The organism is Stenotrophomonas maltophilia group sp. Smal17, assembly GCF_030237045.1.
GTDB lineage: Bacteria > Pseudomonadota > Gammaproteobacteria > Xanthomonadales > Xanthomonadaceae > Stenotrophomonas > Stenotrophomonas forensis.
This window is the reverse complement of the sequence record NZ_JASJSU010000012.1, coordinates 62,113-72,862: the sequence shown is the minus strand read 5'-3', so window position 1 is coordinate 72,862 and position 10,750 is coordinate 62,113. Positions and strand designations below refer to the sequence as shown.

11 protein-coding genes are annotated in these 10,750 nt (G+C 68.7%); 2 read left to right on the top strand and 9 right to left on the bottom strand.

Annotated features, from left to right (window positions below):
* Positions 1 to 133: 133 nt before the first annotated feature.
* The 5 genes from thrC to QRO93_RS05725 form a co-directional block, all read right to left on the bottom strand.
* A complete protein-coding gene (gene thrC / locus QRO93_RS05745; protein WP_180878142.1) occupies positions 134 to 1,420 on the bottom strand; it encodes a threonine synthase in 1,287 nt (428 codons plus the stop codon).
* 29 nt (positions 1,421 to 1,449) lie between these two features.
* Positions 1,450 to 2,364, bottom strand: a complete 915-nt coding sequence (locus tag QRO93_RS05740) for a homoserine kinase (RefSeq protein WP_053449591.1) — start codon at positions 2,362 to 2,364, stop codon at positions 1,450 to 1,452.
* Positions 2,361 to 4,865, bottom strand: coding sequence for a bifunctional aspartate kinase/homoserine dehydrogenase I (gene thrA, locus QRO93_RS05735; protein ID WP_180878143.1), 2,505 nt, complete (start codon positions 4,863 to 4,865; stop codon positions 2,361 to 2,363). Before thrA ends, QRO93_RS05740 begins: the two co-directional genes overlap by 4 nt.
* A gap of 354 nt (positions 4,866 to 5,219) precedes the next feature.
* Positions 5,220 to 6,170 (bottom strand): DMT family transporter, encoded by a 951-nt coding sequence (locus QRO93_RS05730; protein ID WP_053449589.1) that lies wholly within the window; start codon positions 6,168 to 6,170, stop codon positions 5,220 to 5,222.
* A gap of 158 nt (positions 6,171 to 6,328) precedes the next feature.
* Entirely contained in the window at positions 6,329 to 7,027 is a 699-nt protein-coding gene (locus QRO93_RS05725; protein WP_049457207.1) for an AraC family transcriptional regulator, read from the bottom strand.
* A gap of 81 nt (positions 7,028 to 7,108) precedes the next feature.
* Between QRO93_RS05725 and QRO93_RS05720 the strand changes: the two genes are divergently transcribed.
* Positions 7,109 to 7,891, top strand: a complete 783-nt coding sequence (locus QRO93_RS05720) for a DUF6491 family protein (RefSeq protein WP_180878144.1) — start codon at positions 7,109 to 7,111, stop codon at positions 7,889 to 7,891.
* On the opposite strand, the gene QRO93_RS05715 is transcribed toward QRO93_RS05720, so the two are convergent.
* The 3 genes from QRO93_RS05715 to QRO93_RS05705 form a co-directional block, all read right to left on the bottom strand.
* The gene (locus QRO93_RS05715; protein WP_053449587.1) at positions 7,888 to 8,940 is read right to left on the bottom strand and encodes a linear amide C-N hydrolase; all 1,053 of its coding nucleotides are present in this window, start codon (positions 8,938 to 8,940) and stop codon (positions 7,888 to 7,890) included. The genes QRO93_RS05720 and QRO93_RS05715 overlap by 4 nt on opposite strands.
* A 67-nt stretch (positions 8,941 to 9,007) precedes the next feature.
* Entirely contained in the window at positions 9,008 to 9,421 is a 414-nt protein-coding gene (locus tag QRO93_RS05710) for a DUF6691 family protein (RefSeq protein ID WP_180878145.1), read from the bottom strand.
* Complete coding sequence (locus QRO93_RS05705) at positions 9,418 to 9,855, bottom strand: YeeE/YedE family protein (protein WP_180878146.1); 438 nt, start codon at positions 9,853 to 9,855, stop codon at positions 9,418 to 9,420. Before QRO93_RS05705 ends, QRO93_RS05710 begins: the two co-directional genes overlap by 4 nt.
* An 85-nt stretch (positions 9,856 to 9,940) precedes the next feature.
* Between QRO93_RS05705 and QRO93_RS05700 the strand changes: the two genes are divergently transcribed.
* Complete coding sequence (locus QRO93_RS05700) at positions 9,941 to 10,261, top strand: metalloregulator ArsR/SmtB family transcription factor (RefSeq protein WP_053449584.1); 321 nt, start codon at positions 9,941 to 9,943, stop codon at positions 10,259 to 10,261.
* 3 nt (positions 10,262 to 10,264) lie between these two features.
* Here QRO93_RS05700 and QRO93_RS05695 read toward each other — a convergent pair whose 3' ends face one another.
* Positions 10,265 to 10,693: a BLUF domain-containing protein gene (locus QRO93_RS05695; RefSeq protein ID WP_006436202.1), complete on the bottom strand. Its 429-nt coding sequence runs from the start codon at positions 10,691 to 10,693 to the stop codon at positions 10,265 to 10,267.
* Positions 10,694 to 10,750: the final 57 nt, after the last annotated feature.

Below are 10,750 nucleotides of genomic sequence, written 5' to 3'. Positions count from 1 at the left end.
GCATCCATCCGGTCATGCCCAACCCGTGTGCATCCTTCCGGTAGTGCCGGCCGCTGGCCGGCAACCGTGCCCAATCCGCGCTGCATCCCTCTGGTAGTGCCGGCCGCTGGCCGGCAACCGTGCCCCGCCTCGGTCAGCGCAGCAGCACTTCGCGCAGCGCGGCATAGTCAGCCGCGAGCGGTTCAGCGTGCGCTGGCCGCTGCAACAGCGCACCCAATGCCGGCGGCACCGCCACCGGGGCGCCGATCAACGGCTCGACCACCGCCTCGAACTTGGCCGGATGCGCGGTGGCCACCACCGCCCAGTCGCCCTTGGCGCCGCGTGCACGCAGGTCCTGCAGGACCTTGACCGCCGTGGCCGTATGCGGGCAGAACAGCTCGCCACCGCTGGCGTGCGCCGCAGCAATGGTGGCGCGGATGGTGACGTCGTCCACCGCGAACGCACGGAAGGCTGCGCGCAGTTCGGCATCGTCGCCGTGGTAGAGCCAGCGCAGGCGCTCGAAGTTGCTCGGCGCACCCACATCCATCGCATTGGCCACCGTGGCGACGCTGGGCTGGGGATGGTAGTCACCGCCATTGAAGTAGGCCGGAAGTACCGCATTGGCATTGGTGGCCAGCACGATCTGCCCGATCGGCACACCCAGTGCGCGCGCCAGCACTGCGGCCATCGCGTTGCCGAGGTTGCCGGTCGGCACCACCAGATTGAGCCGGCGACGGGTTTCGGCATGATGGGTCAGTGCGGCATGCGCGTAGTAGCTCATCTGCGGCAGCAGGCGGCCCAGGCTGATGCTGTTGGCCGAGCTCAACTGCACCTGCACCTGCAGTTCGCGGTCGGCCAGCGCCTGCTTGACCATCGCCTGGCAATCGTCGAATGCACCGGCCACCCGCAGGGCCTGGATGTTGTCGCCGAAACAGCCGAGCTGGTGCGCCTGCCGTGGCGACACGCGGCCATCGGGATACAGCACCACCACGCGCACGCCGGGTTGGCGATGGAACGCCGCTGCCACCGCTGCACCGGTATCACCGGATGTGGCAACGACAATCGTCAGGTCGCGGCCCTTGCCCGCCTGCAGCCGCGACAGCGTACCGGCGAGGAAGCGCGCACCGATGTCCTTGAACGCCGCCGTCGGCCCATGGAACAGCTCCAGCACATGGTCACCAGCGCCGAGCGGGCGCAGCGGTACCGGGAAGTCGAAGGCCTCGCGGCAGATCGCCGGAAGCGCAGCCTCAAGTGCATCGCCAGCAAAGAACGGCGCAAGCAGATCGGCGGCGGTATCGGCCAGGGTCGCCCCAGCCTGCAGTTCGCGGGCGGGCGGCAGAAGCTCGGGAACGTACAGCCCGCCATCGGGCGCCAATCCTGCGGCGATCGCCGCGCTGAGGCCAACGGCCGGGGACTGGCCGCGGGTCGAAACGAAGTGCATGGGTTCGATATCCAGTAGTAGGGAGGAATTCAGCACAGGCGGGCTCCCGGCGCATCCAGCGGCGACACCCAGGCATCACTGTCGAAGCCGGCAGCCGCGAACGCGGCCTGCACGGGCGCCACGGCGGCGCGGGCCTGGTCAGCATCCTCGAACCAGGCGAACACGCTGGGGCCGGCACCAGAGATGCCAGCACCCATCGCATCGGCCGACAGCGCTGCATCGCGCGCGGCCTCGAAACCGGCGATCAGGCCCGCCCGGCGCGGCTCCACCAGCACGTCGCGCAACCCGGCGCGGACCAGCCCGGCATCGCTGCGATGGCAACCGCTGAGGACGAGCGCGAGGTTCGCGCTCTGCGCGACGAATTCGCCCAGCGCGTAACTGCCCTGCAATGCCTGGCGCGCGCGCCGGGTTTCCAGCACCGCGTGCGGATGCACCAGCAGGCTGTGCCAGCTGGCAGGCACCGGGATCGGCAGCAGGCGATCAGCCGTGCACAATGCCAGCCCCCCCAGCAGCAGCGGACCGACGTTGTCACCGTGGCGGCCGCCACTGGCCACCGCCTCGCCATCCAGCGCATGCGGGTACAACGCTTCGCGTGGCAGCGGCGCATCCAGCAGCGCATTGGCCGCGACCAGCGCCGCAACACTCGACGCCGCCGAGCCGCCCATGCCGGAGCCGAACGGAATGCCCTTGTCGATCTCGACGGCGAAACCGAAGTCCAGGCCCAGCCGTTCGCGCAGCGACATCAACGCAGCACCCGCCGTGTTCCCGGCCGCGTCCAGCGGCAGTTCGACCGTGCTGCCACGGATCGCCTCGATGCGCACCACCGGTTCGTCGATCCGGCGCACGCTTACGGTATCGCCGACCCCGGCGATGGCATGACCGAGAATGTCGAATCCCACTGCCACGTTGGCCACCGAGGCGGGCGCGTACGCACGTGCGATCACAGGCGCGCTCCTTCACCCGCGGCCACGCGCAGCAGATCGGCGAACACGCCGGCCGCGGTGACTTCCGGGCCAGCCCCCGGCCCCTGCACCACGAGTGGATTGTCGCAGTAGCGGCGGGTGCGGAACTGCACCACGTTGTCGGTCAGCCGCAGGTTGGCGAAGGCGTGGTCGGCCGGCAGCTCCTGCAGGCCCACCGAGGCACCGTCGGCGCCGAGCTTGGCGACATAGCGCAGCACGGCGCCACGCGCGCGTGCCTCCTGCAGCCGCTGCAGCAGGCTGGCATCGGACTCGCCCAGCCTTGCCATGAACGCATCCACGCTGCCGTCGCGCAGCAGGGCCGGCACCAGGCTTTCCACCTGCACCTGCTCCAGGCTGAGCGCGTGGCCGGCCTCGCGGGCGAGGATCACCAGTTTGCGCGCCACGTCCACGCCGGACAGATCATCGCGCGGGTCCGGTTCGGTGTAACCCATCGACCGTGCCTGCGCGACCAGCGCCGAGAACGGCTGGCTGCCATCGAAGCGGTTGAACAACCAGGCCAGCGTGCCAGAGAAGATGCCTTCGATCGCCAGCACCTCGTCACCGGTATCGACCAGGTCGCGCAGCGTGGTGATGACCGGCAGGCCCGCACCCACCGTGGCCTCGTAACGGAAACGCGCGCCACTGGCCGCCGCTGCGGCACGGATGCGCTGGTAGCGCGGCAGCGGCCCTGCACCGGCCTGCTTGTTCGGCGTGACCACATGGATGCCGGCGGCCAGCCAGCCCTCGTAGCGCTCGGCCACCTCGGCACTGCCACTGCAGTCGATCACCACCGCATGCGGCAGGTGCGCAGCCAGCAGATGCTCGGTGAAGCGATCCAGGTCGCTGGACTCGCCGGCTTCCTGCAATGCCTGGCGCCAATCGGCATGCAGGCCGTCCACTTCCAGGCGCATGCGCGAACGCGAGGCCAGCGCACGCAGGCGCAGGTCGACATTGGCCTTGGCCAGCAACTGCGGGCGCGCGGCCAGCAGCTGGTCCAGCAGCGCGGCACCGACATTGCCCGGCCCGATCACACCCACTGCGAAGGTCTGCGGCGACAGCCAGAAGCCGGCATGTGCGGCGCGCAGCGCGCGGGTGGCATCGGCACTGTCCACCGCCACCGAGATGTTGCGTTCGGACGAGCCCTGCGCGATCGCCAGGATGTTCACCTGCGCACGCCCCAGCGCCTCGAACAGGCGCGCCGCCACACCGGGCTGGCCGGCCATGCCGTCACCGACCGCGGCCAGCACGCTGACCCCCTCGCTGACCTGCACGCGCTGCACCTGGCCCACCGACAACTCATGCGCGAACACATGCAGCAGGGCGTCGCGACCGCGCGCAGCTTCGGCGGCACGCACCACGCAGCAGATTGAATGTTCCGACGAACCCTGCGAGATCATCACCACCGATACCTGCGCCTGGCGCAGGGCGGCGAACACGCGCTCGGCGGTACCCGGCACGCCAATCAGGCCGGTGCCTTCCAGGTTCAGCAGGGCCAGCCCGGGGCTCAGGGTCAGGCCCTTCACCGGCCCGCGCGGCGAGCGCTCGGCGCTGATGCGCGTACCCGGATGCGCCGGCTGGAAGGTGTTGCGGATGAAGATCGGCAGCCCGAGGCGGATGGCCGGTGACATCGTCTGCGGATGCACCACCTTGGCGCCGAAATAGGCCAGTTCGCAGGCCTCGTCATAGCTCAGCGACTCAAGCTGCACCGCTTCGGGCACCAGCCGTGGGTCAGCCGACAGCACGCCATCGACGTCGGTCCAGATGTGCAGTTCATCGGCGTTGAACAGCGCGGCGAAGATCGCGCCGGAATAGTCGCTGCCGTTGCGGCCGAGCGTGGTGATGCGGTCATGGCGGTCACGCGCCACGAAACCGGTGGCGACCAGGCGCAGTTGTGGATGCTGCAGGCGCCATTTGGCCAGGCGGTCCGCACTGGCCTCCCAGTCGACATCCACGCCCAGTTCGCCATGCCCGACCACCAGCACGTCACGCGCGTCGAGCACCGCGCAGTCTTCGCCGCGCGCACGCAGATGCGTGCCCAGCAGCTGCGCGGAGAACACTTCACCCAGGCCCTGCACGCGATCGAGCACTTCACGGGGCAGCTCGCCGATCACTGCCAGCGCGGCCAGTACCTCGGCCAGCTGCTCGAAGCGCGTGTCGATCCATTCGACGGTCTCGCCCACCTGCTCGCCCAGCAGCGCCACGGCAGCGCCACGATGGCGCGCGCGCAGCGCATGCCAGGCCTCGCGCCAGCCTTCGTCACCCTTGGCGGCCAGCTGGGCCAGCTCGATCAGCGCATCGGTGACACCCTTCATCGCCGAGACGACGGTGACCTGCAGCGATTCGGGGCGGTCCAGCAGCAGGCCGGCAACATGGCGGTAGCGTTCGGCGTCGGCTACCGAGGTGCCACCGAACTTGTGCACGACGATGGACGGCGCAGCCAGGTCGGCCGGGGCAACGGAATGGGCGGGGGCGTGGGAAGACATGCAGACCTCGGTAGGAGGCCCCGTCGCATGCAGGTGTCGAGTTTCCCCGCCACCTGTATGGTGCGGGGCCGTGGTTTTCGGGAGTTACACGAAGACGACGGGCCGCACCAGGGCAGTGGTGACGGTGGTGGTAATGGTGGTGGTGGCGACCGGCGCAGTCGAACGGCCCGCGGTGGCGGGGGCGTTCAGGCTGGCGTGGGCGGCATCAAGGACCATGCCGCACAGAAAACACCGCGCGCCCTGCCGCTGTCAAGTGCTGCGATGCAAAAACACGCTGCCGCGATCATCGGCCAACGTGCCGGCATTTGGTTGCATCTGAGACAAAGTAGCCATCAGCACGCTTGACGGCCGCATTCAGCCGGCATGTTCGGCGATCGCCCGCGGTGCGCGATGGGCATGCGCGCACAGCATCACCCCGGCCACCAGGAACACGATCGCCAGCGCCTCCAGCAGTGAGGGCCAGCGCTGTTGCCAGGCAAAGGCATAGAGCAGCGCAAACAGCGTCTCGAACACGATCATCTGGCCGGTGAGGGTCAATGGCAGCAGGCGGCTGGCGCGGTTCCAGAACGCGTTGCCAAGGATCGAGGCAACCACCGCCACGCCGGCGCTGATCGCCCAGAAGCCGCCCCACTGTGCCGGCGTGTGGCTGCCGGTGTGGCCGATGAAGGCCATCGGCACCAGCAGCAGGGCCAGGCCACCGGTGGTGACGCCCGTCAGCAGCGACCAGTCGTGGCTGGACAGATCGGGCCGCCGCGCCAGCCAGCGGCTGTTGCCGATCGAGTACAGCGCCCACGAGAACAACGCACCGAACGCGCACAACAGGCCGATCAGGCGCTGCCGCCAGGGTGTCGCCAGGTGTTCGGACATCAGCGCTTCCCAACCGACCAGCGCTACACCGAGCACGCACAGGCCCAGTGCCGGCAACAGCTGCTTCAGCGGCACCGCGCCTTTCTCGCGCACGCCCACCAGCGTCACCACCACCGGGATCAGGCCGACGATGAGCGAGGCCGCCGCGCCGCCTGCCCACTGTACGGCGGTCGCCAGCAGCAGGAAGTAGACCAGGTTGCCGGCCAGGCTGAGCCACAGCAGGCCCAACCATTCGGCGCGCCCCAACTGTGGCGCCAGCCGCTTCCAGCGTGGCAGCAGCAGGGCTACGGCGATCAGGCCATAGACCAGGTAGCGACCGGCGGACAGTTGCAGGGCATTGAACGACTGCAGCACGGCGGGGGCGAGGAAGACCACGCCCCATAGCGCGCCAGCGGCAACGCCATTGGCGATGCCCCGGGCCATCGGGTTGTTGCGCATTGGAATTCTTCGTGGGGGAAGAGGCCGCGCAGTGTAGTCGGTGGGCGGCGGAGCCCTCTTGACCCAGGCTACTGCCCTGCTGCTTTTGTAGCGTCGGGCCATGCTCGACTGCTTTTGCACCGGCTATCGCGCGAACGGCAGCCGGGCATGGCTCGACGCTACAGCCCTGCGCTCCTGCGCCACGCGGCCGGGGTCTGCCCACACTCGCGGCGCAGCGCACGGGTCAGTGCGCTCTGCTCGGAATAGCCTGCAGACAGCGCGATGTCACTGATCGGCGCGGTGCTGGTGCGCAGCTGGTGCTTGGCCCAGCGCAACCGGCTGGCGCTGAGCCAGGCTTGCGGGCTGAGCCCGAATTCACGCTGGAACAGCGCGTGCAGGCGGCTCTCGCTGACCCCAACGAACGCCGCCATGCGGGCCACCGGCCACGCCTGGCCCGGGTCGGCCTGCACTGCCGCACACAGCCCCTGCATGCGAGCGCCACTGCCGGCCGGTGCGAACGCCTGCAGCAACTGCGGAAGCAGGGCTGGCATCGGCCGGCCGGCCTGCACATCGGCCAGGCACCGGCGCAGCGCCAGCGGCAGGTGCAACCAGCGCTGGCGGCACAGATGCTCCTGGGTGCCGTCATCCAGCACGCCCGGCGCGCAGTCGACGATCACGAAACCGTTCGGGCCATCGGCCATCTGGTCATGGGCCTCGCCGGCAGCCACGAAAGCGCCCTGCAGCAGGTCCAGGCGGCCACCACGCCCTTCCATCTCGAACTGCAGTTCGCCCTGCAGCGGCAGCACCCACTGCGCGTAGTCATGGCGGTCCAGGCCGGTGGCCTGGCCGTAGTGCCGCAGGTGGAAGATCGCGCCCATCCCGGCAGTGTGCGCGTGTAACACAGGCCGTGCAAACCGCTGCTATAGTCGGGCCGTCAACCCACGCAGGGAGTGCAGGTCATGACCCATCAGCACGCGTCTTTGCTGCTCGCCGCCAGCCTCGGCCTGGCCCTCGCCGCTACCGCTTCCGCCCAGGAGCGCATGCCGCCGGCCCCGCACTGCATGGACGCGGTCGGCGTACAGGAGGTCGAGCAGGCCTCACCGCGCTCGATCGCGCTGCGCTCCGCCTCCGGCCAGGCCTATCGGATCGACTTCAACGAAGACTGCCCCGGCGTTCGCGGTGCCACCACGCTGAAACTGGAGGCACCTGCCGGCTGGGCCTGCGGTCGTCCCAGCGAGCGGGTGGTGGTGGACGGCCACAGCTGCGCCGTCAGTGCGGTTACGCCAGTGCAGAACCGTGATTACGCCAGCGTTGCGCGCGACAGTGATCGCCTGCGCACCGCCACGCTGCCAGCCCTGACCATCCGCGAGCGAAAGGAAGTCCGCCGCGGTTTCGGCGGCTCGCCCTCGTACTGCTTCGCCACCCGCAATGTGCGTGGCTGGTCGTCCGACACGCAGGGCATGCTGGTGGAAACCAATCCACGGCGCAGCGGCGGCCATCGCTTCTACCGGGTCGAACTGGGCAGCCACTGCCTCCAGCTCGACCGGTCGCCGGAATTGAGCTTCCAGTCGGGCATGCAGAATGGTCTGATCTGCGGCAACCCGGGCGATCGGGTGGTCACCGCCGATTTCGCCAGCTACGACGAGCGCAGCGACGAACTGGCGCCGCTGCCCCGCTTCAGCCGCCGCGGTGCCTGCACCATCCAGGCGGTGTACCCGGCCTCCAGCCAGGCGTCGAACTAACCGTCGACGCCGAGGAAGGTGAACGGCGCGCTGGGCACGAAGTGGCCCAGCGCATCGCCGGCGAAGGTATTGCGCTGGTCCTTGCCAAGGTCGAGCTTGAGCACCGGGCCACCGAAATCGACCTTGTTCAGATCGACCCAGAACGTGTTCGGGGTCAACGCCGACTCGAAGAAGTACAGCCGCCGCTTGTGGTCGGCCACGGTACGCCAGCGCGTGGAGGAGATGTTCGGCTCGCCCGGCGTGGTGATGCCGTACGGCACCGAGGCGTTGCGGATCACACTGAACACACTGGCCAGTGCCTCCACCGGATCTTCCGCCTTGGGAATGGCGTTGATGTAGAACGAGGCGCGGGCGAAGCGATCGGAAGAGCGGTTCGTGCCCGGCAGCATCACCGTGCCACCAATCTGCTGCCAATAGGTGTTGAGCGCCAGCTGCTGGTCGAAGATCGGCGAGTTGGTCATCACCTGGTAGCGCCGGTCATGGTGGATGACCTGGCGGCCGCCGATGTACTCGACGATGGCACTGTCACCCGTGGCATCGGACAGCGACAGATGCAGCGTCGCTTGGCGGTCCTCGCCAGGCACCTTGTCGGTGACGATCGAGTACGGCTCACGCTTCAAGGCAGCCACCGCCTCGTCCACCGTCGCAAAATTGTCGAGCACATACTGCGCCCACAGCGAGATCGCCAGGCCCGGCTTGTTGCCGCGCTGTTGCGGGTACTCCGATTCGACCAGCCACAGCAGGTTGGCGACCAGGCCCTTTTCGTTCATGCCGTCGGTGGTCGACACGTCGTAGCCGGTGGCCACCACGCTGCCGTAGCGGGCAGTCCAGGCCAGCGACTTCGGGCCAGCCTGCCCGGTGCGTGCGATGCCACGCGGCAGCACGTAGAGATTGGTGGCGACATCCACCTTCCAGTCCATCGAACGCGCGGTGATCACATCACCGTTGTCGCCCAGGTACACCGCGCGCGTGCAGGCCAGCGCCGGTGCGATCGCGGACGCCAGCGCCATGGCCAGCATCGCCCTTCCCTTCCACTTCATCCGTGCCATGTCACTGCGCTCCGTTCCCCGTGGTCCATGGATCTGACCCGATCGATCGTGACACAGGGGTGAAGCCTCAACGCACGAGGCGATCGTGCAGCCAGAAGCCCAGCACCATCGCCGGCACGAACCACAGCGCTTCACGCGATGCCACGGCAAGTCCGGCGATGGCCGGCCCCGGGCAATAGCCAGCCCATCCCCAGCCGATGCCGAACAGTGCCGCGCCCAGCAGCAGGCGAGCATCCACATCATGTGCCGTCGGCAACTGGAAGCGAAGGGCAAACCAGGGCTGCCTGCGGCGCAGCACCCAGCGCTGGCCGATTGCACTGACCAGCAGCGCCGAGCCCAGCACCCACATCAACGTGGGATCGAACACGCCACGGATGTCGAGGAAGCCGAGCACGCGCCGTGCATCGGTCATTCCGGAAAGCGCCAGCCCGGCGCCGAACAATGCGCCCGCCACAGCGGCAGCCCAGAAGGCGCGGCTCACAACGGGGCTCCGCCGTGACGAACCACGAACGTGGTCAGCATCGCGCAGGCCATGAACACCAGCACCGCCAGCAGCGATCGCTTCGAACCGCGGGCCATGCCGCATACGCCGTGGCCACTGGTGCAGCCGCTGCCCAGGCGGGTACCGAAACCGACCAGCAGGCCGGCGCCGATCAGCTGCCAGGCGGGCAAGGCATCGCGCAGCAGTGCGCGCGGAGCGCTGCCGGGCACCGACTGCCACCACAGCACCAGCCCTGCCGCTGCCAGCAGCCCGACGAGGAAGGCCCAACGCCAGCCACGCTCACCTCTACCGGCGCGCAGGCTGCCCGCAGCGATCCCGCTGATGCCGGCAACGCGCCCGGTGGCAGCCAGCAACCACACGGCAGCCATACCGATCAACACACCGCCCGCAAGCGCGCTCCATGGCAGGTTCATGCCCCGCCTTCCTTGATGCCATGCATGGATTGCCCTCGAATTTAGATTTCTCTAAATTAGACGCCTCTAAACAAAAAGGTCAACCATGACCCACCCGCCGCTCGACACTGCCACGATGGCCGAGCACGCCACGCAGGCGGCCGCGCTGCTCAAGAGCCTGGCCCATCCTGCCCGGCTGCAGGTGCTGTGCCGGCTGGTCGAGGGTGAGGCGCCGGTGCCGGAACTGCAGGCACTGACCGGCCTCAGCGCTTCGGCGCTGTCCCAGCACCTGGCGGTGCTGCGCGGAATGCAGATCGTGGCAACCCGGCGCGAGGCGCAGGCAATCCACTACCGCATGCAGGAAGGCCCGGCGCTGGGGGTGCTGCAGGCGCTGTACACCGCCTATTGCGGAGGCGGCGTGCGCTGAATCTCAACCGGCGTGCAGTGCCGGCTGCACCACCGCATCCAGCAGGTCGACCGGGGTCGGTGCCGAACGATCTCCTTCCAGGGTCCGGCTGAAACCGGACCAGTCGCTGCTCGAAAGCTGCCGCAGCAGCGCGGCCTCCACCGGCAACGCGCGCATCGACCAGTACGGAAACTGGCGCTGGCCCAGGCGGCCGCGCGCCAGCTCGATGATGTCGATGTGGCTGCCCGCCTGCAGGATGCGCTCATACACCGAATCGATCCCGTCTGGCGGACCTTCGATGTACTGCAGGAAGCGATCACCGTCATGCAGCAGCACGCCGGTCACGCCCGCCATCTTGTTGAAACGCGCGGCATCCTCGACCAGCGCCTGCAGCCGCTCAACGGAGAGCTCCGGCAGCGCCCGGCTGACGTAGGCGATGGCGCGAAGTGGCATGGTGCTTCCTTGGCAGGGTGTGAACGCACGGTAGCAGTTGCGGACGAGTCCGTCTCA